Origin of the sequence: uncultured Propionibacterium sp. (assembly GCF_963539965.1) — a bacterium.
Classification (GTDB): Bacteria; Actinomycetota; Actinomycetes; order Propionibacteriales; family Propionibacteriaceae; genus Propionibacterium.
In genome coordinates this window covers 30,201-54,972 of the sequence record NZ_CAUTOU010000004.1, presented here as the reverse complement: position 1 = coordinate 54,972, position 24,772 = coordinate 30,201, and the positions used below count along the sequence as shown (strand labels likewise).

The 24,772-nt window shown below is 66.5% G+C and carries 18 protein-coding genes, 1 pseudogene and 1 CRISPR repeat array; of the genes and pseudogenes, 6 read left to right on the top strand and 13 right to left on the bottom strand.

Going from position 1 to position 24,772, the window contains the following annotated elements; all coding sequences use genetic code 11:
- The 5 genes from cas1e to R2N01_RS02185 all read left to right on the top strand — a co-directional run bounded on the left by cas1e (nt 1) and on the right by R2N01_RS02185 (nt 9,192).
- Nucleotides 1-957 (top strand): type I-E CRISPR-associated endonuclease Cas1e, encoded by a 957-nt coding sequence (cas1e, locus tag R2N01_RS02205; RefSeq protein ID WP_316668005.1) that lies wholly within the window; start codon nt 1-3, stop codon nt 955-957.
- A complete protein-coding gene (gene cas2e / locus R2N01_RS02200) occupies nt 951-1,346 on the top strand; it encodes a type I-E CRISPR-associated endoribonuclease Cas2e (protein WP_316668003.1) in 396 nt (131 codons plus the stop codon). The genes cas1e and cas2e overlap by 7 nt, the downstream gene beginning before the upstream one ends.
- Before the next feature lie 44 nt (nt 1,347-1,390).
- Nucleotides 1,391-6,793: direct repeats of the CRISPR family, unit length 28 nt; unit sequence GTAAACCCCGCGCAAGCGGGGATGATCC.
- Between the two features lie 63 nt (nt 6,794-6,856).
- Entirely contained in the window at nt 6,857-7,225 is a 369-nt protein-coding gene (locus R2N01_RS02195; RefSeq protein WP_316668001.1) for a hypothetical protein, read from the top strand.
- Nucleotides 7,226-7,343: 118 nt separating this feature from the next.
- On the top strand, nt 7,344-8,456 hold the full coding sequence (locus R2N01_RS02190; protein WP_316667999.1) for a hypothetical protein: 1,113 nt from the start codon (nt 7,344-7,346) through the stop codon (nt 8,454-8,456).
- A 181-nt stretch (nt 8,457-8,637) separates the two neighbouring features.
- Nucleotides 8,638-9,192 (top strand): hypothetical protein, encoded by a 555-nt coding sequence (locus R2N01_RS02185; protein ID WP_316667997.1) that lies wholly within the window; start codon nt 8,638-8,640, stop codon nt 9,190-9,192.
- 157 nt (nt 9,193-9,349) lie between these two features.
- Here R2N01_RS02185 and R2N01_RS02180 read toward each other — a convergent pair whose 3' ends face one another.
- From R2N01_RS02180 to R2N01_RS02125, 12 genes and pseudogenes are all read right to left on the bottom strand, one after another.
- Nucleotides 9,350-9,607, bottom strand: coding sequence for a hypothetical protein (locus tag R2N01_RS02180; protein WP_316667995.1), 258 nt, complete (start codon nt 9,605-9,607; stop codon nt 9,350-9,352).
- Nucleotides 9,608-10,113: 506 nt separating this feature from the next.
- A complete protein-coding gene (gene brnQ, locus R2N01_RS02175; protein ID WP_316667993.1) occupies nt 10,114-11,490 on the bottom strand; it encodes a branched-chain amino acid transport system II carrier protein in 1,377 nt (458 codons plus the stop codon).
- Nucleotides 11,491-11,608: 118 nt separating this feature from the next.
- Nucleotides 11,609-12,175 carry an isochorismatase family protein gene (locus R2N01_RS02170; RefSeq protein WP_316667991.1) on the bottom strand — a complete coding sequence of 189 codons (567 nt, stop codon included), beginning with the start codon at nt 12,173-12,175 and terminating at the stop codon, nt 11,609-11,611.
- Between the two features lie 82 nt (nt 12,176-12,257).
- Complete coding sequence (locus R2N01_RS02165; protein ID WP_316667989.1) at nt 12,258-12,905, bottom strand: class I SAM-dependent methyltransferase; 648 nt, start codon at nt 12,903-12,905, stop codon at nt 12,258-12,260.
- 48 nt (nt 12,906-12,953) lie between these two features.
- Nucleotides 12,954-15,038 carry an acyltransferase family protein gene (locus R2N01_RS02160; protein ID WP_316667987.1) on the bottom strand — a complete coding sequence of 695 codons (2,085 nt, stop codon included), beginning with the start codon at nt 15,036-15,038 and terminating at the stop codon, nt 12,954-12,956.
- Nucleotides 15,039-15,228: 190 nt separating this feature from the next.
- The gene (locus R2N01_RS02155) at nt 15,229-15,630 is read right to left on the bottom strand and encodes a hypothetical protein (RefSeq protein ID WP_316667985.1); all 402 of its coding nucleotides are present in this window, start codon (nt 15,628-15,630) and stop codon (nt 15,229-15,231) included.
- Nucleotides 15,631-15,737: 107 nt separating this feature from the next.
- Nucleotides 15,738-16,220 carry a DUF2726 domain-containing protein gene (locus R2N01_RS02150; RefSeq protein ID WP_399553217.1) on the bottom strand — a complete coding sequence of 161 codons (483 nt, stop codon included), beginning with the start codon at nt 16,218-16,220 and terminating at the stop codon, nt 15,738-15,740.
- An 84-nt stretch (nt 16,221-16,304) separates the two neighbouring features.
- A pseudogene (locus R2N01_RS02145) lies at nt 16,305-17,021 on the bottom strand (DEAD/DEAH box helicase); the annotation flags it as partial.
- Nucleotides 17,018-18,655: an AAA domain-containing protein gene (locus tag R2N01_RS02140; protein WP_316667979.1), complete on the bottom strand. Its 1,638-nt coding sequence runs from the start codon at nt 18,653-18,655 to the stop codon at nt 17,018-17,020. The pseudogene R2N01_RS02145 and the gene R2N01_RS02140, both read right to left, overlap by 4 nt.
- 241 nt (nt 18,656-18,896) lie before the next feature.
- Nucleotides 18,897-19,133: a hypothetical protein gene (locus R2N01_RS02135; protein WP_316667977.1), complete on the bottom strand. Its 237-nt coding sequence runs from the start codon at nt 19,131-19,133 to the stop codon at nt 18,897-18,899.
- Between the two features lie 52 nt (nt 19,134-19,185).
- Nucleotides 19,186-19,620, bottom strand: a complete 435-nt coding sequence (locus tag R2N01_RS02130) for a TetR/AcrR family transcriptional regulator (RefSeq protein WP_316667975.1) — start codon at nt 19,618-19,620, stop codon at nt 19,186-19,188.
- Between the two features lie 89 nt (nt 19,621-19,709).
- Nucleotides 19,710-21,128 carry a DHA2 family efflux MFS transporter permease subunit gene (locus tag R2N01_RS02125; protein WP_316667973.1) on the bottom strand — a complete coding sequence of 473 codons (1,419 nt, stop codon included), beginning with the start codon at nt 21,126-21,128 and terminating at the stop codon, nt 19,710-19,712.
- Nucleotides 21,129-21,614: 486 nt separating this feature from the next.
- Here R2N01_RS02125 and R2N01_RS02120 point away from each other — a divergent pair, with 486 nt between their 5' ends.
- Nucleotides 21,615-22,493: a DUF2510 domain-containing protein gene (locus R2N01_RS02120; RefSeq protein WP_316667971.1), complete on the top strand. Its 879-nt coding sequence runs from the start codon at nt 21,615-21,617 to the stop codon at nt 22,491-22,493.
- Between the two features lie 266 nt (nt 22,494-22,759).
- On the opposite strand, the gene R2N01_RS02115 is transcribed toward R2N01_RS02120, so the two are convergent.
- Nucleotides 22,760-24,379: a hypothetical protein gene (locus tag R2N01_RS02115; protein WP_316667969.1), complete on the bottom strand. Its 1,620-nt coding sequence runs from the start codon at nt 24,377-24,379 to the stop codon at nt 22,760-22,762.
- Nucleotides 24,380-24,772: the final 393 nt, after the last annotated feature.

The window sequence follows — 24,772 nt, the reverse complement described above, 5'->3', positions numbered from 1 at the left end:
ATGAGCAGGTTTCCCCCCGTACCAGTAACAGTCCTCCCCCGGGTTCAGGACCGGATGACCTTTCTCTATTTGGAGCACTGCGTCGTCCACCGTGAAGACGGTGCATTGACAGCTCGGGACGAAAAAGGCATTGTCCGAGTACCTGCAGCCTCTCTCCTCGCAGTTCTCCTAGGGCCCGGAACATCCATCAGTCACCAAGCAATGAGCCTTCTAGGAGAGTGCGGAACCACGGCGATCTGGGTGGGAGAACACGGCGTGCGCTATTATGCGCACGGGCGCTCCCTCGCATCATCAACGCGTCTTTTGGTTGAACAAGCAGCACGTGTTTCTTCACCGCAGAAACGCCTCCGAGTAGCTAGACAAATGTACTGCATGCGTTTCAAGAACGAGGACGTCAGCGGGCTGACCATGCAGCAGCTACGCGGCCGGGAGGGAGCGCGGATTCGAACTGTTTATCGGGAAAATTCCAAACGGACAGGGGTCTCATGGGGACGACGAGATTATCGTCCTGATGATTTTGAGGCTTCCGATTCCATTAATAAGACGCTATCTGCTGCTCATGCAGCCCTGTACGGAGTCATCCACGCTGTCATCGTCGCGCTGGGATGCTCTCCGGGTCTTGGGTTCGTCCATACTGGACATGAGCGCTCCTTCGTCTATGATATTGCTGATCTATACAAAGCCGAGACCACTATACCTATTGCCTTTGATGTCGTCACAGAAGAAATGGAGGATCTAACAGGAACCACACGCCGCCGTGTTCGCGACAAAGTTTTTGAGCTCAAAATAATCGAGCATGCGGTACACGACATCCACACGCTCCTTGGAGCGGACGAAACAGAGGACTTGGACATCAACGTTGTTTCCCTCTGGGACTACCAGCATCAACAGGTCGCGGGCGGATCGAACTATGAATTTTCCATTGAAGGATTTGAGGATGGCGATCCACCATGGTAATCATCCTTCTTTCAGCCACACCAGCCGCACTACGCGGAGCTTTGACACGCTGGCTACTCGAAATAGACCCCGGTGTGTATGTTGGTCATTTGTCAGCGAGGGTCCGAGAACACCTATGGGAGTTAATACAGAAGCACATCGAAAACGGCAGGGCTTTACTCATCTATTCAACTCGATCGGAACAGCATTTCGCAATTAAATCTTTAGGACATGATCGAATACCGGTTGACCTTGAAGGGTGTCTAGTTATGAGAACACCTTACGACAAAAGAACCGAAGGATCCGCACCTCTTCCTGGTTCGGTCAAGCCCGCAAAAGAAGCTTGGTCCATCGCCGCACGCCGACGACGCTTCCGCAATTCTACGGAACGGGCACTAGGTCAGCAGTGAAGACGTACGCCCTCCTTCAAAGGTATCCCGCCTAGTGAGGAAGGGTAAACCCCGCGCAAGCGGGGATGATCCTTGACCTGGAATGACATTGTTCTTCCTCTCCTTGTAAACCCCGCGCAAGCGGGGATGATCCGAAGCAGGAGTGGGCGCCGGCCGGCTATTTCGTGTAAACCCCGCGCAAGCGGGGATGATCCCCTCCGGCTGGCGCCGAGCCACAGCGACGTGTAGTAAACCCCGCGCAAGCGGGGATGATCCTGGGCAGCATCATAACCTGGGCCACGGCGAAGAGTAAACCCCGCGCAAGCGGGGATGATCCTACGTGCTGAAACATTTTCTGGAGCGGGGCGAGGTAAACCCCGCGCAAGCGGGGATGATCCTTTCCTGCGGATACCGGATCTGGATATCATCAAGTAAACCCCGCGCAAGCGGGGATGATCCGACCCGGGTGTGGGACGAGTGCATGAACCTGCTGTAAACCCCGCGCAAGCGGGGATGATCCGTGCAGGACGCCCGCGTCGGACAGGCGCTCGATGTAAACCCCGCGCAAGCGGGGATGATCCAATTCAGGAATCTCCATAGGATTCTCAGGCGGAGTAAACCCCGCGCAAGCGGGGATGATCCGGAGAGAACGCCGTGCCCCCCCCGGCGGCAGTGTAAACCCCGCGCAAGCGGGGATGATCCCCAGCACAGCCGCTGCCGTCTCCTGACTGCAGAGTAAACCCCGCGCAAGCGGGGATGATCCGAGCGTGTCGCTCAGGAGCTCGGAGATGTACTCGTAAACCCCGCGCAAGCGGGGATGATCCGCAGGAGACCGACAAGCTCGTCTCCGACAAGATGTAAACCCCGCGCAAGCGGGGATGATCCCGTGTCCAGATCGCGCGAGACCGCAGCCTCCACGTAAACCCCGCGCAAGCGGGGATGATCCGTACTCGATGTGGATTTCAGCCTCACGCGGCTCGTAAACCCCGCGCAAGCGGGGATGATCCGGCCCGCGCCGACATCAATACCAGGACGGACGAGTAAACCCCGCGCAAGCGGGGATGATCCCACGTGATAATCCGCCTGAGAATCCTATGGAGAGTAAACCCCGCGCAAGCGGGGATGATCCGCCCACGTGGAGGGGCGATGTGAACGACGCCCACGTAAACCCCGCGCAAGCGGGGATGATCCCAGAATACCAGCGGCACCGGCCGTGACCGCTCGTGTAAACCCCGCGCAAGCGGGGATGATCCTACACCGAGAAGCTTCATCTCCCGATTTTCTCGGTAAACCCCGCGCAAGCGGGGATGATCCCGAATGCATGAACCTGCTCGGAATCAATGCGGCGTAAACCCCGCGCAAGCGGGGATGATCCTTGTGGGAAATTGGTCATGCCAGTGGCGACATCGTAAACCCCGCGCAAGCGGGGATGATCCCGAGGTGAGGCGCTATGTCTGACACGCCGGAGTAGTAAACCCCGCGCAAGCGGGGATGATCCCACTACAGGGCCCCTGAGCGGATGTCAAGCCGGGTAAACCCCGCGCAAGCGGGGATGATCCCCGAACCAGCTCCGGGCCGTCCTCGCCGACCCAGTAAACCCCGCGCAAGCGGGGATGATCCCTCGGTTTCCCCCCGCACCCCCCTTCCGACTCGGGTAAACCCCGCGCAAGCGGGGATGATCCGGCACGTGGGCCGACCGTGGATGCGGCAGGCGGGTAAACCCCGCGCAAGCGGGGATGATCCCTGGGCGTCCAACCACGCCATGATCACGCCGACGTAAACCCCGCGCAAGCGGGGATGATCCGACGCTGTGGCGGAAGGCCCACCCGCGCATCGTGTAAACCCCGCGCAAGCGGGGATGATCCCACACCCCGTCGGTCCACACCCGGGTGTCGACGGTAAACCCCGCGCAAGCGGGGATGATCCGGAGACTGATATGAGGAACGATCGCAAGAACAGGGTAAACCCCGCGCAAGCGGGGATGATCCCACTGTGGTGAAAGCCCCGGAGCTCGACGAGCTGTAAACCCCGCGCAAGCGGGGATGATCCCTTCGACAAACCGCCCTCCTCGAGGAAGGCGCGGTAAACCCCGCGCAAGCGGGGATGATCCCGACGACATCGTCAGCATGTGCCGCGGCTCCGCGTAAACCCCGCGCAAGCGGGGATGATCCTGCGTCGCATCTCCCGGACCTCCTCGGGCGGGAGTAAACCCCGCGCAAGCGGGGATGATCCGCAGAATGAAAGAAGTACCCACAGACTTCGTAAGTAAACCCCGCGCAAGCGGGGATGATCCCAACGCGGCCGAGAACGAAGGGAAGATGCAGCCGTAAACCCCGCGCAAGCGGGGATGATCCCTACCGCCGGTTCCGCGACTGGCTCGCGGCCCGGTAAACCCCGCGCAAGCGGGGATGATCCCGCGTTCATTGGCCGTCGTACTGGGCGACGATAGTAAACCCCGCGCAAGCGGGGATGATCCTTCTTCCCACTGATCAGTAGTGGAAACTGCTCCGTAAACCCCGCGCAAGCGGGGATGATCCCCGGAACGCGGCCATCAACGCCGTCCTGAAAGTGTAAACCCCGCGCAAGCGGGGATGATCCGGCGCACCACCCCTGCGTGGCCATCAGGAAAGCGTAAACCCCGCGCAAGCGGGGATGATCCGGAGTATTTTTCAATGAGCGGGAGAAAGCCGGTGTAAACCCCGCGCAAGCGGGGATGATCCGGCGTGCATTTCGATGAGAGCAGCCACGAATGGGTAAACCCCGCGCAAGCGGGGATGATCCCTTCGACAGGCCGCCCTCCTCGAGGAAAGCACGGTAAACCCCGCGCAAGCGGGGATGATCCTAAACTTCTTCATCACCTGAAGCGGGTATCCGCGTAAACCCCGCGCAAGCGGGGATGATCCCGGCGATTCGGGCCGCGGTTGACTCGCAGGGGGGTAAACCCCGCGCAAGCGGGGATGATCCCCCGGACCTCCTGCTCGAGACGGCGAATGCGGCGTAAACCCCGCGCAAGCGGGGATGATCCCTACGCCGGCTTCGGGGATTGGTGGGGGATAGAGTAAACCCCGCGCAAGCGGGGATGATCCTACAGGCCGGGGGCGTCCGGGTCAAGCGTCATAGTAAACCCCGCGCAAGCGGGGATGATCCTACAGGCCGGGGGCGTCCGGGTCAAGCGTCATAGTAAACCCCGCGCAAGCGGGGATGATCCGATTCACACCGGCATGATCGGATGCCTCTCCAAGTAAACCCCGCGCAAGCGGGGATGATCCGTTAGGCTTCCAAGGAAGCCGGGACCCCACCAAGTAAACCCCGCGCAAGCGGGGATGATCCGGGGGGCACGTCGCTGGTTTTCCGCTGCGCCGGGTAAACCCCGCGCAAGCGGGGATGATCCGGCCCACTCGCCGACCCCCGAAGGGCGGTCGAGGTAAACCCCGCGCAAGCGGGGATGATCCCGCGCACTTCTCCTTCAGTGCGGGTGGCGTACACGTAAACCCCGCGCAAGCGGGGATGATCCTGCGGGCACCGTCGGGGACGCCTACTGCCGGGGGTAAACCCCGCGCAAGCGGGGATGATCCCAGCTCGCCGGTGTAGTTGGGAAGGTCGTAGGTGTAAACCCCGCGCAAGCGGGGATGATCCCGCGGCCTCGCTGAAGTGGGTGTTCAGCCTCGAGTAAACCCCGCGCAAGCGGGGATGATCCGCCTAGTCAGACGCCCCATAACTTAGGGTTGCCGTAAACCCCGCGCAAGCGGGGATGATCCCCAGTCCGTCTCCTGTGCGCACTCGCCGATCAGGTAAACCCCGCGCAAGCGGGGATGATCCACCGAGATCGGAGACGGCGTTGGTGACGGTCGCGTAAACCCCGCGCAAGCGGGGATGATCCTGAAAAAATGAGACTGAGCATCAGCAATCCCCGGTAAACCCCGCGCAAGCGGGGATGATCCGCCGCCCTCGGGCGGCTCGCCCTCACCCCGCACGTAAACCCCGCGCAAGCGGGGATGATCCTCGGTGTCCCCCCCAGGTCGGGCGCGTAGTCGGTAAACCCCGCGCAAGCGGGGATGATCCTGGTGGGCAGGACCCAGCTCATATCCCATGCCTGTAAACCCCGCGCAAGCGGGGATGATCCTTCACGGCAACGACTTTGTTGACGTCCCAGCCGGTAAACCCCGCGCAAGCGGGGATGATCCGGAAAAATCGACGAGACCATTAAGGATGAAGAAGTAAACCCCGCGCAAGCGGGGATGATCCCTGGCAATCCCTCACCACGGAGCCGTAGCCGCCGTAAACCCCGCGCAAGCGGGGATGATCCCGGGCTCGCGGCGTATTGCTGCGATAACGTGCAGTAAACCCCGCGCAAGCGGGGATGATCCCCCCGAAGAGATAACACGAGATCTGAACGACGAGTAAACCCCGCGCAAGCGGGGATGATCCTAGCCAAGTTGAGGGTGGCGTTGCGGGATATCAGGTAAACCCCGCGCAAGCGGGGATGATCCCGTTTTTATGCGTTTCCCCTAGTCACGGGCGCGGTAAACCCCGCGCAAGCGGGGATGATCCTCATCGTTGTCCTCCCTCGCGTATCCGGCGTCTGTAAACCCCGCGCAAGCGGGGATGATCCCGCCATTGTCCCACGAGTAGCCCGTGCGGTAGCGTAAACCCCGCGCAAGCGGGGATGATCCTGGGACTCGCCATCCGTCCACTCGCCATCCGCGGTAAACCCCGCGCAAGCGGGGATGATCCCTCGCACGCATCGATTCCTCGCCCACCATGATGGTAAACCCCGCGCAAGCGGGGATGATCCCGAAACTTCTCCCGGTGTCCAAGAAGCTGGACAGTAAACCCCGCGCAAGCGGGGATGATCCCGGGCTGTACCACAGCCTGAAAATGCAGTACGAGTAAACCCCGCGCAAGCGGGGATGATCCGAGTCTTCTCGAAGAAGCGGACGTCGATGCTCGGTAAACCCCGCGCAAGCGGGGATGATCCTTGGGAGATGCAGTTTTTCAGTGTATTCGCTCGCGTAAACCCCGCGCAAGCGGGGATGATCCCTTCTCCCGATTTCCAGAAAGCTCGACAGGATCGTAAACCCCGCGCAAGCGGGGATGATCCCCCTTCCGGGAACATCCCCGGCATGAATATCAAGTAAACCCCGCGCAAGCGGGGATGATCCCGACATGCTCATCGAGCACTATCTCATGCGCGAGTAAACCCCGCGCAAGCGGGGATGATCCGACGCCGGCGCGGTAGGCCTCATGCAGCCACTGGTAAACCCCGCGCAAGCGGGGATGATCCCCCGCGCATCGACACCGTGTACATCGTCGCCCAGTAAACCCCGCGCAAGCGGGGATGATCCTGCGGGTCGTCGCCAGCCCGAACCTGGCGGACAAGTAAACCCCGCGCAAGCGGGGATGATCCGGCCGCCGCGTCGGGATTCGTCACCGCGTGGAAGTAAACCCCGCGCAAGCGGGATGATTCCCCGTCCTCCGCCGAGGCCATCGCCGCCAGCCGCGAGGACCTCTGCATCAAGGCCGAGCGCACCATGCGCACTCGGTCCGGCCCGCTCGCCCGCGTCTACCAGGACGCTGTCATGCTCCACTACGGCCTCACCGGGCCGCCGGAGGAGCTCCGGCGGACCCGCACCCACTGGGGCGACCCGTCCCGTCCGTCCATCGTGAGCAGGTCCGACGCGGTCATCAAGCAGATCTTTGCGATTGGCTGGCTCTCCGAGAGCCCCATCGTCCTCGAGAAACTCGGCTACACGCAGACCGAGATCACCCGGCTCATGGCCGACAAGAAGCGCGCCGAAGCCGGCGCCACCCTCGACAAGCTGGCCGCCCTCACCCAGCCGCAGCAGCCCCGGTCGGGCGCCGAGGAGACCGGGCCGCAGGAGAGCGGCCAAGGGGGCTGACGACATGAAGGCCCGCTTCGACGCCCTCGGCGCCGCCGGGGTGAGGACGACCGGTGCCGTGCCGGTGATCCTGCGGCTGCCCGAGCGGAAGGCCGCCGGGCTGGAAGAGTCCTGACCCGTGCTCGGCCGACGAGACATCGACCGGTACACGGACGCCATCGACGCGGCCGTCAAGGCCGCCGAACGACAGCTCGCCGGATTCCTCGCCGGCCTCGATCCGTCCCAGCCTGGCGCCATCGAGGCCCTGGCCGCCTACGTCGAGGCCCTGGCACAGCAGTACGGCACGGTCGCCGCCGCCGCGGCCGCCGACTGGTACGAAGAACTACGCGCCGCCGACGGCCTCACCGCCCTCGCCGACGACACCATCGACGGCGCCCGGGTCCAGTCCTCGGCCCGCTACCTGGACACCAGCGGCGACCCCCAGGCGCTCGCGGGCAGGCTCGGCGGCCTGCTCCAGCAGCACATCTTCGGCGCCGGCCGCCAGACCATCGGCGCCAGCATGGACGCCGACCCCGCCGACGTCCGCTACGCCAGGATCCCCCGCGGCCCGAAAACCTGCGCCTTCTGCTCCATGCTCGCCAGCCGCGGCTGGGTGTACCGGTCCAAGGAGACGGCCGCCCAGCGCAAGAAGGGCGGGCGCTACCACGACCGGTGCGACTGCGCCATCGTGCCGTGCTGGGGGCCGCGCACGCCCAGCATCGACGGCTACGACCCGGACGCGCTGTACGAGCAGTACCAGCAGGCCCGCGCCGCCGCGAAGACCACGGACGAGTCCGCGATCCTCGCCGAGATGCGCCGCCAGCACCCCGACCGGTACACCGACGGCGTCCGCCCCAGACGCGGCAGCATCACCGTCCCCGACGGCCTCACCGTCGCACCGCACGAGATGAGCACCGCCGAGCGCCTCGCGAACGCCGGGATGAACATCAGGTTCAGGCCGGTCTCCTACACGCCCGGCGCCAAGAACCCGAACGTCGAGATCGACGGCCCCGACGGCAGCGGCGTGTGGGAGATGAAGAGCCCGACGGGCAGCTCCGAGAAGAGCACCATCGCGAGCCAGTTCAGCCGGGCGAAGAAACAGTCGGACCGCATGGTCATCGACCTGGCCAGATGCGGCCTGGCCGATGACCTCGCCATCGCGCAGATCGAGTGGCGCCTCAAGGGCCAGCACAAGATCCGCAAGATCATCATCATCGACCACAGCAACGCGCTCATACGGCTGCCCAGGTGATACTCTGGCCGCGGAAGGCGGCAGCCAGCCCACTTCGGCGCGCAACGCGTCGCGGGCAGGCCAGCCGTCTTCGTCACGCCCAGGCCAACTCTCCGGCCTCGCGCCACCCATCCATGGCGCGGGTTCCTCTCATGCCCGGCCGCACGGCCGGCACCCAACCATCCGCACGGAAGGACCCGTCATGTCCGATGACACCACCACGCCCGCCGAGCAGCCCGAGCAGCAGGCCCCCGCACCCGAGCCCGACTGGAAGGCCGAGTACGACAAGCTCAAGGCCCACGCCCGCAAGTGGGAGGACCGGGCCAAGGAGAACTACAAGGCCCGCCAACGCCTCGACGAGATCGAGGAGGCCTCCAAGACCGAGACCCAGAAGCAGGCCAACGCGCTCGCCCGGGCCGAGGCCCGCGCGAAGGCCGCCGAGGCCCGCGCCGCCACCCTCGAGGTCGCCGCCGCCAAGGGCATCCCCGCCGACCTCCTCGCTGGCCCCGGAGACGACATCAGCGCCTACGCCGACCGGCTCGCCGCCTGGGCCGCCGAGAAGACGCCCGCCACGGGCGCTCCCGCGGCGAACCGCCGCATTCAGTCGGCCGCGACACCCGAACGCCCGGCGACCCTCACCATCGACGAGCAGATAGCCGCCGCCGAGAAGGCCGACGGCAAGGTCAGAGTAAACTCCGCGCAAGCGGGGATGATCCGGAGCCCCGGTCTCTACCCAGGAGGTCGGCAATCGGTTTAGGTGAGTGTGTAGTTCAGCGGGTTGAAGGCTCGGCGCGGGTGTCTGCCCGAGGCTCTGGTGATAACTAGCGATGGGTTGGAGTGCTCTACGTTTCCGGACACTGATGAAAAGCAGATGTGAAATCCGCACAAACGAGGACGACTCCAGACCACGACTGTCAGGACCAGCGGCGTCGCCGTAGACCCGTCTTTTGGCAGGCGAAGTCCAGCAACATGCCCGAGGCACTCTTCAAATAGCGCACGGTGCGGTCCACGCCGAGCCCGTTGGTGAAGTCATCGACTCGCGAGATCCCGGTGAGTACCTGCGCGGACGGTTCGAGGCCCACCAGTGACCAAGGGCCGCTGGAGATGAAGGTGAAGGCCTCGCCGCAGCCAGGTACACCTGCCACGACCGAAACGGTGTCATGGAAGCCCATCCATTTGCACCTTTACACCGGGGTGGATCCACCGCCCGGACCCGCCATGCGATGCCGACCGCTTCAACCGACCCCTTCTGCGCCGCCGCGACCAGCGGTCAGGCCGGCGCGCACTTGGGCGAACAGTCCGAGAACGTTTCCAGCACAGGCGCACACCACCGGCACCGGGCAGCTGTACCAAGTCATTGGGGAAAGAGGTCATTGGGGAAAGGCGCACCTCGTGGGCCTCGCAGCGCCCGTCAACGATCTCGCCAATGATCACCCGCCCGGAACCGGCTCCAGATCGACGGCGACGAAACGACTTATGACTCAGACCCCCTATCCGGTCGAGGCCGAACTCGACGGAACATGCCATCACGAACACCGCAGGATTCCGTTCCAGCCGGTTCTCGTAGCCAGAGTGTCGACGCTGGGTGGCTGATCCTCATCGCCCGAGCACACGAGCGACCTGGCCGAGAGAAACCGGCAGCCGCAGAGCATTCAATGCGATCCGGCCCCACCGCGATTCAGGGCCGCGCAGCCGTGGCGGGGTCGGCAGCGGCCCCCTCCCCTACCGCCGGGGCAGGACCGCTCCAGCGCCCCGCGATGATGTCGATGAGCAGGCCGACCACCGCGCAGACCAGCGTCGGGACGATCCAGCCGGTCTGGTCGTTCCAGAGGCCGGTCCGGGCGAGCAGATCGCCCGGCGCGCTCCAGCCGACGTCGGCCAGCGCCGAGACCAGTCCGAGGAGACCCGAGCAGACCGCGCCCAGCAGATAGGCGGCGTGCAGATGCCCCGGGGCCGCCACGTCGACGAGCGTCACTGCAACGAGGGTGATGGCGATCGGGTAGAGGAGCAGAGTGACGGGCGAGATGATCATGACGATCGTACTGAGCCCCAGATTCGCCAGCAGGAAGGACACCGCCGTGCTCGCCGCGAGTTCCTTGCCGAAGCCCACCTGGGGCCACTCCATGGAAGAGTAACTCGACCACGCGCTGAGCAGGCCCGTCGAAGTGGTGAGACAGGCCAGTACGACGACCGCCGCGAAGACCACGACACCGACACCGCCCAGCGACAGGTCGGCGGCGCCCCGCAGCAGGGCTGTGCCGTCGCTCGGATCCCCATCGACGCGGGTGCCGAGCATGGCCAGGCCGAGGTAGACGAGGACGAGCAGCGCGGCGGCGATGACGCCAGCTGCCGAGGCGGCCCCGACGATCCTGCGCCGCTCAGCGAATCCCCGGGAGCGCAGCGCATTGAGTACGACGATGCCGAACACCGAGGCGGACAGCACGTCCATCGTGAGATAGCCCTGGGTCAGGCCCGTTGCGAAGGGCCTGACCGCGTATGCGGCGGCGGGCCCGCGCTGCACCGCCGGGATCCTCACGATGACGACGACGCACAGCAGCGCGATGAGCACGAGCAGCGCCGGGGTGAGCCAGTGCCCGATGCGATCGGCCATGCGCGACGGCCTGAGGGCCAGCAGCATGGTGAGGGCGAAGAAGACGGCCGCATGCACGGGCAGCGCCCAGCGGCCCGGATCAACGCCGGCCAGCTCCAGCACGGGGCGGGTGGCCAGCTCGTACGACACCGTGGCCACCCGCGGTACCGCGTAGCAGGGCCCGATGGACAGGTAGACGGCCAGGGGCATCACCGTCCCGAAGCGCGGTCCCACGCGGCGGGCTATGCCGCTGATCCCCTCGCCCGAGGTGGACACGGCGATGATCGTGGTGAGCGGCAGGAGGACGCCGGTGATGAGGAAGCCTACGAGCACGGCGGGCAGGTGCGGCCCGGCCGAAGCCCCGAGCACCGGCGGGAAGATGAGGTTGCCCGCACCGAAGAACAGGGCGAACAGCATGAGCCCGACCGTGAGGATGCGGCTGGTGGATCTGGGCTTGTCTGACAAGACGTTCCCCTCTGACATGTCGATGCGGGCCCGTCAAGGGTAGACGAAACGCACCGCCGAGGGGAAAGCAGCGTCTGAGACGGGTCCGCCCGCCCTCACGAGCCCATCGCCACCGCTCTCAGGAGGCGAACAGCTCCGCGGCCGGAGCCAGGCGAGAACCGATCCCCGGGAGAACGGTGTAGGCGGCCATGAGATTGACCAGTTCGACGGCGTGCTCCGGGCCGAAACCGGCACCCATGGCCCGGCGGTCGACGGTCGTATGGGCGTCTGCGGCAAGGGTCACGGGGATCCCCCGGTAGAGGGCGCCATTGAGCGTCGAACGGATGCAGGCGTCCGACTGGGCGCCGCACAGGACGATCCCGCCCGCCCCGGACCGCGCGAGCAGCTGCTCCAACCCGGTGCCGGCGAAGGCGTCGCCGTAGTTCTTCGCGATGACGGGCTCGTCGGGCATCGGGGCGAGCTCCGGGACGATTTGCCACTGACCGCTGCCAGCGGGCAGCCACTCGTCGTCGTGCCGCACCCAGATGACGGGCGAACCGGTGGCCCTGGCCCGCCCGATCAGGGCGGAGACCGCGGCGATGGTCTCATCGCGCCGCCAGGCCCCGGCCAGCACCCCGACCTGGGGGTCGACCACCAAGAGCGCCGGCCGGTTCCCGGCCCGGCCCGTGCTCCCCGTCCGACTCATGGTGCGCTCCCCGTCTCCCCTCGGCCCCGGGACCGGGCGGCCCGGCCCCCGATGCGCAACCGCCCGCGACATACGGTCCTGCTCAGCGGCTCCTCCTGGCGCGCACGACGATATCACGCACGTGATGGCTGCCGGCTCCCCCGGCGACGCGCCGCTCGCGCGTCCCGTTCCTCTCGACCGTCCAGTCCCCGTCGAGCGCCGCGAGCACCTGCTCGGGCCGGATGAGGCCGTCGGAATGCTCGGGGCGGGCGTGCCGGGGCACTGCGCTGAGGTCGTGGTAGACGAACAGCAGTGTCCCGCCGGGCGCGACGAGGCCCGCGAGGAGGCGCTCCTGGTCCTGACCCGGTGTGCGTTTGAGCGCCGGGTACTGGGCCGAGACGAGCTCGAACGAGCCGGGTTCGAGGCCCGCGTCGAGCAGGCCGGCGTGCAGCCACTCGATGTCCAGCCCGGCCTGTGCCGCCCTGGTCCGCGCCCGCCCCAGGGCGACGGCGGAGACGTCCAGGGCCGTCACCCGCCAGCCGTGCGAGGCCAGCCAGATCGCGTCGGCGCCCTCGCCGCAGCCGACGTCAAGGGCCCGCCCCCGCTCACGATCTGCGACCTCGTCGACGAGCGCGCCGTTGGGGTCCCCGCTCCAGACCCGGTCGGACCGGCTGTAGCGCTCGTCCCACTCCTCGGCGTCGGCAGCATCGGACGGACCCGCGCCGCAGCGGGCGGAATGATCGGGAACCACGGACAGGAGTCTAGCGGGGCGCTGCCCCGCCGAGCCGGATCACCGGGTTCAGCTGTGCTCCCCGCCGGATTCGGACCGGCTCTGCAGGGCCAGATCGACGCGGTCGGCGAGCTCGGGGGCCATGGCGCGCGAGTAGGCGCCGGTGATGTGGTTGTTGTCCATGTAGACGAAGACGTTGCCGACGATCGTGTAGCACTCGCCCTCGATGCAGTACAGGTCGGACGGGTCGATCTCGATGAAACCCGGGATCGAGGTGAACTCCGCAGCCGGATCGAACTCAGCCAGATACTGGCGCTGGCTGAAGGAGCAGCCGCCGGCGACGGCGCCGGACGGGCGCCGGTTGGAGCACTCGTACAGGTCGCTGGCCGAGCGAGGATTGTCCCGGACGCCGATGACGGTGGTGCCCATGGCGGTGAGGTACTCGATGGCGGCCTGGACGCCGGGGCGCTGGATCTCGTCGGAGTTGTCCTGCATCGTCTCGGTGGACTCCAGCATGACGATGTCCGGCGGGTCGTCGGTGAGCAGGTCCAGGACGATCTCGTTGCGCTGTACGCAGGCGGCGCGGTAGGCGTCCCAGATGCCGAAGGCGCACGAGCCGGTGAGGTACTCGGTGACCTGCCAGCCGTGGCGGGAGGCGAGCTCGGCGGCCAGCGGGACGATCGTCTGCTGGGCGTGCGAGTCGCCGACGACGACGACGCGCGGGGAGTCCCCCTCTGCACCGGGCAGCACGGCACAGCTGGTCTTGGTGCCCGAGAGGAGCACGTCCTGACCGGCCGGGCAGGCCTCGGGGAAGGGCGGCACCCAGTCATCGTGCAGGGTGAGCGGGCCGGGGATCGGGGCCGCCGTGTACTCCACGGGGTCCGCGGTGTTCAGCACCAGCGGACCGGGGAAACGCGGATCATCGGAGGCGGAGACGACCGTGGCCCGCTCACCGGCCCGCCGGCTGTTGAGCACCGCCTGCGCGCCGCACAGCGAGGCGAGGCCGAGGGCCAGGCTGGTCGCGACGATGAGGCCCTTCTTGGCGAGGACCCTGCCACCGCGCGGACGGTCCTGGGCCGGACGGTCGACGAACCGGCGCATGAGCCAGGCCAGGGCCAGCGACACCGCGATCGCGCCGAACGCCCGCGGGGTGCTGAGTCTGGTGCGGCCGAGGGCGGCCATCGTCAGGACGAAGACCGGCCAGTGGACGAGGTAGACGCAGTACGACATGTCGCCCAGGGCCACCAGCGGGCGCCACGACAGCAGGTGCTGGGCGGTGCCCGGCACCGGACTCTCCTCGGCCAGCAGGATCGTGCTGGCCGCGAGCATCGGCACGGCCGCCATCGGGCCCGGGTAGCGGCCTATGGGTTCGACGCAGTAGATGACGAGGATGATGAGACCGGCCGTCGACAGGATGCGCGCGAAGTCGCCGCGTGGACGGATCCACTTCGAGGCGGCGGCGATGGCCGAGCCGAGGGCGAACTCCCAGATGCGCGCGCGAGTGTCGAAGTAGACGGAGCGGCCGGCAGGCGCGTCGTTGGTCAGCCAGTGCAGCGATACGGCCGTGATGAGGGCGAATGCCGTAAGGACGGCCGGGCGCGGTTTGACGCGCACGAGTCTGGCCAGTAGGACGCAGAGCGTCATGAGCAGGGGCCAGGCCAGGAATATCTGGCCCTGCATCGACATCGACCACAGGTGCTGCAGCGGCGAGGCGGCGCCGCGGTTGGCGGCGAAGTAGTCGGCGCTGACGACGGCCAGGCGCCAGTTCTGCCAGTAGGTGACCGAGGCGATGCCCTGGGTGATGAGCTCGTTCCACCGGGTGCGCGGCAGAATCACCATGGACACCGCGGTGGCCGCCAGGACGGTGGCCACCAGCGGAGGCAGGAGCCGCTTGAAGGTGTGGGCCCAGCGCTCGACGAAGAACGGCATGCGTCCGGACTCGGTGCGGCGGATGAACGACCCGGTCATGAGATAGGCCGAGATCATGATGAAGGCGTCCACGCCGATCGGCGACCCGATCGTCCAGGCATGGAAGGCGAGCACCTGCATCATGCAGATGGCGCGCAGGCCCTGGATGTCGCGGCGCTGGAATCGACGGCTCGCGCCCTGCACAGGCATCGGCCGCCCACCGAGGACGACGGGACTGCTCACCACCAAAGTGCACCTCTCGATCAGGGCCGGTCCGGCGGCCCGTACGGGCGCACCGTGCAGCGCGTCATGGTGGCGCCGCCTCCGAGTGCCCGATCAACTCTAGCGGACGTTATGTCGCGAATGCGGTCTCCGTGAGAATCCGGACGCACCGCCCGGCGGGCGGTGCCGCCGAGCACCACCGTTCGCGGTGGACTCAGCCCAGGTGCCTGAAGGGACCCTCGCCGGGGCGCCAGCACATCCACCGGCTGTCGGCGACGCGGAGGGTGGCGATCTCGACCGCGATCTCCTCGTATGCCGGATCGATGTGGATCTGGCCCGTCCCGAAGGTGATGCGCAGGCCGTCGCCCATGCGCTCGGATGCGGCGATGACGTCCTGCCCGCCGAGGCGGCGGAAGACATCCGCGTAACCGAGCTCGGACTCGGACCAGGTGCGTTCCGAGGTGACGATCCGCGGGAAGACCTCGATGTTCATGGAGGCCTCATCGAACTGGAGCTGCACGTAGTCGTTGAGGACGAACGAGACCGAGACGAGCCGGTCGCCGATGAGGCTCTCGAGGAGTTCGTCGGGAGTGCGGGGCTTGCGCGGGATGCTCACGGACTTCTGTCTACCAGCGGAGCGCCCCGATCGGCCAGAGGATCCGACATGAGTTCCGGCGGCGGACCCCGGGACGGATGCGCCGTGCGGCGGCCCCTGCATCGTGATCAGCCGTCGGACAGGGCGTGATCGAGTGCTTCGCGGATGCGCCGCTCCTCGCCGCTGCCATTGGTGGGCAGGGACAGCATGCGGACCCCGTACGCCTCCAGGATCTGCTTCTTTGTCCTGTCCCGCTCCTCCTGAACGGCTCTGGCCTCGTGGAAGACGGTACCGTTGACCTCGATGGCGAGCAGCAGCCTCCGGGTCACCTTGTGGAACACGACGAAGTCGACGGCGGAGACTGAACGGACGAATATCCTCTGCCGGGGGTCCAATCGATCCGTGTTCGGCAACAGATCCCTGAGCCGAACCTCCGGCATCGCCTCGAGGAGGGCGTAAGAGGGATCGGTGAGAATGTCGCCCAGAAGCGTCCAGATGATGTTCTCCGACAGGTACCTGCTTTCGCCGTGGATGCGCGCGGCGAAGTCCTCGAGGCGCTCTGAGTACTCCCGGTAGAGCAGGTCGAAGACGGAGACGATGCCGCTGTCCACCACCTGATTCGGGTCCTGGTAGCGGATATAACCGATGAGGGCCTTGATCACGGTGCTCCTGGGCACTTCGTCGTGGTTCGTGACCAGGATGAACCGCTCCTTGGCCCGGGAGACTGCGACGTTGATCAGCCGGGGATCGTCGACGAACCTCAATCCCAGATGCCCGATCCGGGACTCGTCGACCACGGTGCTGAGCACCATCGTCCGCGCGCCCCGCCCCTGGAACTTGTGAACCGTCTCTATCAACCATCGATTTTACTGCGAGTCGGGCCGCGCGCAGAGCGCGTCGCTGAGCCGGTCCGCCTGGATCCGGTACGGCGTCGTAACGCCCAGTTCGAAGTCGCCGTCGGGCCCGCAGCGGCTCGTGTCCCCAACGATCCCGGCACCGACGAGGGCTCCGCCGAGAAGTTCATCGACGACGTCGATCTCCCGCTGGTTGTACGTGCCACGGGCCGATCCCCGCGCCAGAGTGCGCGCGTGGTTGCCGGGTGCGGTCCTGCAGACGGCGAGGGGAGGCGGCCCATCGGCCGGCCCGGCCGTCTTGCAGGCGATGAGCTCGCCGTCGTAGAACATCCGGTTGCAGAATTCGATGATCGGTGCAGCACAGCGGAAATGTTCACGCAGCATGGTCCGCGGCAGCGCCGAACCGTAGAGCTCAGCGACGGAGGACAGGATCGAATGCTTGACGAAGTCGTAGCCGGGGGCAGGAGGATGCGGGCAGGCCCTGGCCAGTGCCGGATCCACGATGTGCCCGAGCTGCTTGAGATCCCCCACGATGACGACGTTGCAGGCCCTGCTCATGGGCCAACGAGGCCGCCAGCAAGTCCGTCTGGGTGGCCTCGTCGATGATGGACCCAGTCCAGGAGGGTGCCCTCCGCCAGGTTCCTCCGGATCGAGTGACAGGTGGTCAGCACGACCGGATACTCGGTCAGGAACTCTCGGGTGCACCTGCTGACCGACCCTTCCTGATCATCGAACAGGAAAGACGCCCCGCCCAGATAGCGCCGACGAAGAGCCCGGTCCAGCACACCGCCGGAGAGTCGCCTGTGATATTCCTCGGCCGCATCCGCGTCTGCGTCGTCCAGCATCCTCTGCAGGCGCCGTTCCTCGCGGCGAAGCTCCTCGATCCTCTGGGAGTAAAACGCGCGCTCGACACGCAGGATCGTCGAGGCGTCACGGGGGTCGAGGTTCCTCAGACGCCCGTACCGGAAGTACCGGCGGGCCCGAGAGACGAGGCCCCTCGCTCCTCCCGGCGGATCGGGGCGGACCGTGGTTTCCGCCAAGTAGTCGAGGATGCGTCCGGAGCCCTTGCGCGGCAGGGGCAGATCGTCCAGGTCGGGAAGATCCTCGCCATCAACCCTGCGCTCGAAGTGGGCTGCCTCCAAAACGTAGGCATCGATGCGATTGCGTACCCGGGCCAGCCCCCGAGTCGTCTCCCAGACCTCGCGCAGGCGCTGCTCGGACTGCTCAATCCGATCGGCCATGTCCGCGGCGGGGTGATGCGGCACGGTTCCGGCGCTCTCCTCGCCCGCGGGCCCGAGGGATGGAGCCGATCGCCGTGCGAGCCACTCCTCGAGCCGCAGGGCCCGGTTGCCCTGGTTCTCGAGGAAATCGGACACGACGTTCCTCTTGCCCACGCGCGCAGCGACGAAACCGTACCCGGCCTCGTCGAGCTTGTCCTTGACGTTCTCGACAGCCGCATTCCCGAAGGAGACGACACCGACCGTCCTGCCGGGGACCAGGAGGATGTTGGCGATGAGATTGAGGATGGTCTCGGTCTTACCGGTCCCGGGCGGCCCGTCGATGACGCTGACCTGGTTGTGCAGGGCTTTCTCCACAGCCTCGCGCTGGTCCTCGTTGCTGCGGAAGGGAAGGATGACGGGGCCGTGGGGGAAGGAGGTGGCGCGGTTGCGCCCCTCCAAGTAGGCGGCCAAGGCGCTGTCCGGATGAATGAAATCCATCCGCTCATGTGCCTTGCGGAGGGGATTCTCCGCGTCCAGTTCCCGGGTGATCCGTCTCCAGTACCGGAGCACGTCGGCGGCGGTCCCTTCGCAGGCAGCCGACTGCACCCATCTCACCTCGCCGGCACGGAGCAAATGGTCCTTGCCCGGGCTCCCCGGGCTGCGGTTGACCCTGACCCGCATGAAGGAGGGATCGCGAACATCGGTGAAGACGGTGAGTCTCCGGGGCAGGTTCCACCGTTCGTCACGAACGACCAGAAGGTCGTCCGATTCAATCCAGCGGGTGCACGATGCCCGCAGGATGCGCGCCTTGGGGTACCGGTACGTATAGGACTTCGCGCTGCCGCTGTAGGTGATCTCTATCCTGTCGCCCTTGAGAACGAAACGGTCAACCCTGTCCGTGTCCGTGCGCTCGGAGAACCGATCGCTTCTGGCGGATTGGACGAGCACCGCGTACTGGTCCGGATCGATCACGGCCCCTCCTCGGGGTTGAAGAGCATGGCACGGAATGATCATCACGCTATCCGTGGAACCGGCCCCCGATCGTCCTTGTCATTCCGCGGACAGGAGTTCACCGACGCTGCGCCGTCCTGCATGACCGAAGCCACGGGGCATCATCGCGCAACCCCGTTTCCTGCGACCGGAACCGGAGAAACAGCAGACCCCCTCGCCGCTGCCGCCGCCCACGTCGAACACCGAGGGCGCCAACCGTGGACTAGAAACCGACCGGCTGCGCGCCGATCTCACGCCTCTCCGACGATCTCGGCGAGACCGCGGCGAGGACCGGGCCTCGGGGCGCGTCCTGCCAGCTCCGCCACAACTCGTACGGTTCGCCCTGCCCGCTGTCCCATGCCCCATTCGTCACTCCCCGGATGCCGGTACCGGCCGCCCCGACGGCCAGGACCGCGCCTCCGCCGACGCCTACGGTCTTGAGCAGCCTGCGCCTGGACATCCGGCGCCGTCCCCGGGTGCTCTCGTCCGCACCGGTCCTCTGAATCCGCTGGTCACGATGCCCCTCCTGGTGGGTCGGGCAGTCCGAGCAGGCGCCGTCCGGCGTCGGTAAGCCGCGGCTGCATCACGGTGCGGCCGTAGCGGCGCGGGTCAATCAGCTCGCCGGCGACGACGTCGGCGAGGGGCTGGGCGGTCTCGGCGACCAGCCAGAGCAGGCTGACCAGGTCCCTGACCGTTGCCGGGCGCTCCGGAGGACGCAGCAGGCCCGCGTCGATGACCCGCTCCACGACGCGAACGAACTCGTCACGCCGCGCCGCGTATCTCTGCCGGTAGATGTCGACGAGAACGGGGTCGGCGTGCAGGAGCGGGAACAGGTCGCGTAGGAAGAACGCGTACTGCGGATCAGGCTGCGGCATCTGGGTCACCCGTCGCCACAGCATCCGCAGCGCGTCCGACGGGTCAGCGACCTGCGCAGCGGGGATGCGCATCCGGTCGCTCCAGTCCGCGAACAGGGCGCGTCCGATCCGGGCGGCCCGGCGCCCACCCGATCATCCGGCGTCCGGCTCGCCAGCGGCCGCTACGAGTCCGCCTCGCGTCCACGAGAACGTGCCGGCGGGACGAAAACACCCGCAGCCGCGACGAGTGCGATGACACCGGCCCCCAGCAGGACGTGGAACGCGCTCTGGACGCCCGCCGTCGTGCCCGTCACCAGGTCGCCGGGGCGGTCCGCCTGGGCCGCGTTGACGATCGAGGCCGCCACGGCGGTGCCGATGGCCCCGCCGAGTTGCTGGATGGTGTTGAACGCGGCGTTGCCGTCCGCCTGGAGCTCGTCGGGCAGACAGCGCAGGCCGTTCGTCATGGAGTTCGAGACGGACAGCCCCTGGCAGATCGGGATGAGCATGTAGATGAGCGCCAGGCGCACGCCGGAACCATGGACGCCGAGAGCCGCGAAGAGCACAAGGGCCACGACCTCGATGACGGCGCCGGTGAGAATGGGGCGCACGGCCCCGAGGCGGTCGAGGATCCTGCCGCCGAACGGAGTGAGGATCGCGCCGATGACGCAGCCGGGCAGCAGCAGGCAACCGGCGGCGAAGGACCCCATCGACCTGGCGACCTGGGCGAAGTACGGGATGAGATAACCCAGCGCCAGCACGATGGCCTGGATGAGCACAACGTAGAGGACGCTCAGCGTGAAGGTGCGGTTGGCGAAGACCCGGACGTGCAGCAGAGGCCTGTCGGAGTGCTGGGACAGCCAGAAGAATCCGGCGAGGAGTGCCAGGGCCAGGAGGAACAGCACGAGCACCCGTGGGCTCGCCCACCCGCTCGTCGACGCGGCGTTGGTGGCGACGACGAGCGCGACGAAACCGGCCGCCATGAGCAGGAATTGGGCAGGGCTGAAGGAAACCCTCTTGACGTCGCGGGCCTGGCGGATGGTCAGGACGCCGAGGACCAGGGCGAGTACGAGAAAGGGCAGCAGCACCAGGAAGACCGAACGCCAACCGAAGGCACCGATGAGGAACCCGCCGAGCGAGGGGCCGACGGCCGGGGCGATGGCGGTGATGAGGGTGGCTACGCCCATCATGGTGCCCAGCAGTTCCAGTGGCACCTCCTGCAGCACGATGTTGAACATGAGGGGCAGGGCGATGCCCGTCCCGACGCCCTGCAGGACGCGCCCGACGATGAGGAGAGCGAACTGCGGAGCCGCCGCGCACACGAGCGTCCCGGCGAGGAAGGCGGCCATGGCCGCGATGAAGAGCGCCCGAGCGCGGAATCTGCGGTTGAGGAACGAGGAGATCGGCATGATCGCGGAGAGCACCAGCAGATAGCCGGTGGTGACCCACTGCACGGTGGCCGTGGTCACGCCGAATTCGCCCATGAGGGCGGGGAAGGCGATGTTCATGGCGGTCTCGACGACGACACCGGCGAACGACATGATGCCGACGGCGATGATGGAGATGACCAAGCGCCGGTCGAGGCGCCTCTCGAACTCTGGCACGTTCCCTCTCACTCCCCGGCGCCCTCCCCCGGCCGCGGCGGCGGGCAGCACCGGTCGCCGTCGGCGGATTCGCCAAGGAAATGAGTATCACGAGGGCGTGAGGCGGGACGAGGGCGCCCATCATGGGAAACCCGGGCCGATGCCGATCCGGCGCGGGGCCGGCAGCGATCCGGTGACTGCCCCGGGCCCGTCGCGCCGCCGGCCGTCACCGGGCCATCACCCCTTGCCGAACCGAGCTTCCAGGCGGGACCCGGTCCGCGGGAGGCCGGGGCCATGGCATGCGCACGGACGCGGTACTGGAGGAGGCTTGCGCGTGGATGGCCTCGGACAGGGTCAGGACCATCTCGAACAGCCGCGGCTGGGCTCCAGCTCACCGACGCGGAGAAGCGGGGATACGCCCTCGGCCCCTTGCCGACGGGGCCGTACGACCAGAAATCGTCCGGCTCCCCAACGGCTATCATGGATCATCATTGATGATCTGTGGAGGTGTTCGACGTGTCTGCTCCCGCTGGCTGGTATGACGACGGAAATGGACAACAACGCTGGTGGGACGGCCAAACCTGGACAGAACACGTCTGGGGAGAAGACAGATCCCACCAGGAACCAGGATTTTTTAACAAATTGAGTGCATCAGTAAAGAAAGCAGCGAGCAACAGGGCCGCGGCACGTCAGGCGCTCAAGCAAGAGCAGATCAACCGCAAGCAAAGCGCAGGCGCCCTAGTCACACGAGGGGTTTTCGGAAAATCCATGGTGGAGATCTATGAGGCCGGCTTCGTCCGGGTGCACACCGGTTCGACCAGCATTCCGAAAAACTGCCCCTACGAGAAGCTGATCTCGATCATCTTCTCGTGCCCCAACTCCAAATCTTCCAGCTCGGCCGCTAGCCCCATGGAGACCGCTGCGGCCAAAACCGTCTCATCTTTCATCAAGGGTGGTAAACATCTGATGAGAACGACGGCTGCCGGCTTGGCAGTTTCAGGCGTTGCCCACGTCGTAAAATCAATGTCAGGCAAGTCAACATTGACGATCGCCACTGACAAGGAGATCCATACGCTGACCAACCAAGACGAATCGGAGCTTGGCATCACCATCGTGAGAAGAGAGCACGAGGACATCGGCCGCTCTCTCGAACAGGCAGGTCAATCCGTTCTCAGCGCCAACAGTTCCGGCCTCGCGTCCGGCTCAGCTGAGCCCGTCCTCGCCCTCCCCGGCTCCGAGTCAGCCCAGCCGCTGCCAAAACGAGCGGCACTTGAACCCTCGCCCATAACAGAGCGGATGCACGAACTCGCGAACCTCCATGATGAGGGCATCCTCGATGACGCGGAGTTCGCAGTGGCCAAGGCAAAATTACTGGGAAACCTCTGAAGTCCCGATCAACGACACGGCGCAGGGCCGGTCCCGGTGGACCAGGGGCGCATCCGTACGAGACAAGCGCACGGGGACGGCCTCCGACCGAGCTGATCATGGATGAGAGCTCGGCCAGCGGATCCTGTCATGCCGCTTCCGCTGGTCGGCCTCATGCGCCAGATCCTCGACCAGACATCCGGAAAATCGCACGAGGTCGTTTCCATGGTCGGCAGAACGTCTGTCGCGCCCCCTTTTCCGGGTGGGGCGAGGCGCCCCCACCCGGATCATGCGGAGCGGCGCGGCGAGGAGGGCTCTGAGGAATCGCCGGGCGGTTCCCTCCGGACTGGCGCCATCGGGGAAGGAAGCAATGGATCCGAACACAACTCTTCATCCGGAATGTTCATGGCGGACGCAAGCAAGGTGCCGAGCCGACGGGCGTCCTTCAAACGCTCTCCCTCTTGGGCCCACGCATCGAAGGAGATCCGGATGTTCTCATCCTTGGTGATGACGTCCAGCACCGGTCCCGCAGTCCTGTCGGTGCCGGTGCGCACATAGCGGATGTCGGCAAGAGGGGTCTGCCGCTCGATGACGCCCTGACTGTTGACGGCGCTCTGGGGCGAGAGGAAGAAGCACTCGGGCGTGACGCCGAGATACGCATTGCCGCGGATGAGATGCCCGGTGTCATTCACGTCGGCAAGCGCCAGCAGCCTCGTCCCCTCCGGCAGGACGCACTGCAGGATCCGCAGCAATTCCCTCGGGGCAGTCCCCTCCTTGAACACGGCCAGGGCCGGTTGCGACGGCTCGCCGATCCGGTGAGGACGGTTGCGGAGAACCGCCACCTGCTCGGCCAGTGCCTCGGCCAGTGGTGCGATGTCGCGGCGGCCGGCACCACGGCCGGCACCGAGCTTGAACGACCGCTTGCCGGACAGTGCGGCCACCAGGCGGGCCTGCCGCTCGAGGGCCGCGAGCAGCTCCGCGATGCGCCCCATCGCCTCGTCGTGCTCCTGCTGGGTCGTCTCCACGAGAGAGGCCAGCAACTGCTGATTCTCCGCGGCATGGTCCTCGTCGTGGGCGATGGAGGCGGCCCGCAGCACCTGCGAGCGGACCCAGGAGCCCTCGGCCATGAGAAGCCCATGGGTGTCGGCGACGATCTCCTCACCATGCTCCTGGAGATACTCATTGCGGCTCCTGGCACTCGAGGTCAGGGCCTTGACGTGACCCTTCACATGGTCGTCGAAAACGTGGCGCTCCTTGCGCAGGTCGGCCTCCCTCGTCTTCACGGCATCGTAGATGTGCTGGTTGACGAAGCCCACCAGCTGGGCCTCCTCAACCGCACGGACCGTGGTTTCGTACAGGCCGAGCAGGGTGTCCCAATGATCCCGACGCAGCTCCTTCAGAACCTCCTGGGTGAGTTCGATGTTCTCATCGACTCGGCGGGAGATGGAGGCCAACTGCATTTGCAGGCTCAGGAGAACGGCTGCGGGCCCGAGCGAGGACAGCAGGGCGGCGGCCTGCGTACTGGTCGCCGGGGCCCAGCGTATGACGTGCGAGAAGCCGTGGCCCTCGGTGAGGACGCCCAGGTTCCAGCCCCCTGACTGCACCGGGACCGCGGTCTTGAGCGCCTCCAGCGTCTGGGGCGCGAGCCGGACCAGTCCCTGCACCGGCAGCGCGCCCTGGACGCCTTGGGCCCCGGCACTCACCAGGCCGGCCCCGATCGCGAGCCGGTCGGTCAGTCTCCTCGTCGTCTCGGCGCCCATCATGCTGAAGGGGATCAGTTCCATCCCGGACGGAGGCCTGTCCGCGAAGAGGACGGCCGTGCCGGCTCCGACCTCGACCAGCGCGATTGCCGGATCATCACGGGATGCGGGGTCGGATTGAGCAGATGCGTCGTTCGGCAGGGGCATGCGGATCCTCCTTGATCAGCCAGGGCAGCACACGACAGGGCTCCGACGCCGGCACGACGGCGATCAACAGATCAATGACAGATGTCCTCGGACTCGGCTGAGCCCATCAATCAATCCGGCCCGGAGCCCTGACCGGTCGGGCAGCCACCCCGATGCCCTTGCCGGGACCGGGGAGCTGCTCAGGGTGCAGCGAGGATATCATGCGCGTGCCCGATCCGGCCGGGAAGCCCCGTCCGAGTGCTCGGCCGGATGCGGTTCCGCTGGGCTCGTCCTCGATGTCTTGCAGCCGCGTTCCCGAAGGCGACGTCCGGGGCGGCACGACCACCGTGCGCGTCCGGACCGGCCATGGCTCCTTCCCGGGGTGAGGCGCACCGTGATGATCGGCGCTCATGG

Coding starts and splice junctions, on each gene's coding strand:
- cas1e (WP_316668005.1), top strand. CDS start 1: ATGAGCAGGTTTCCCCCCGTACCAGTAACAGTCCTCCCCCGGGTTCAG.
- cas2e (WP_316668003.1), top strand. CDS start 951: ATGGTAATCATCCTTCTTTCAGCCACACCAGCCGCACTACGCGGAGCT.
- R2N01_RS02195 (WP_316668001.1), top strand. CDS start 6,857: ATGCGCACTCGGTCCGGCCCGCTCGCCCGCGTCTACCAGGACGCTGTC.
- R2N01_RS02185 (WP_316667997.1), top strand. CDS start 8,638: ATGTCCGATGACACCACCACGCCCGCCGAGCAGCCCGAGCAGCAGGCC.
- R2N01_RS02180 (WP_316667995.1), bottom strand. CDS start 9,607: ATGGGCTTCCATGACACCGTTTCGGTCGTGGCAGGTGTACCTGGCTGC.
- R2N01_RS02170 (WP_316667991.1), bottom strand. CDS start 12,175: ATGAGTCGGACGGGGAGCACGGGCCGGGCCGGGAACCGGCCGGCGCTC.
- R2N01_RS02135 (WP_316667977.1), bottom strand. CDS start 19,133: ATGTCCAGGCGCAGGCTGCTCAAGACCGTAGGCGTCGGCGGAGGCGCG.
- R2N01_RS02130 (WP_316667975.1), bottom strand. CDS start 19,620: ATGCGCATCCCCGCTGCGCAGGTCGCTGACCCGTCGGACGCGCTGCGG.
- R2N01_RS02115 (WP_316667969.1), bottom strand. CDS start 24,379: ATGCCCCTGCCGAACGACGCATCTGCTCAATCCGACCCCGCATCCCGT.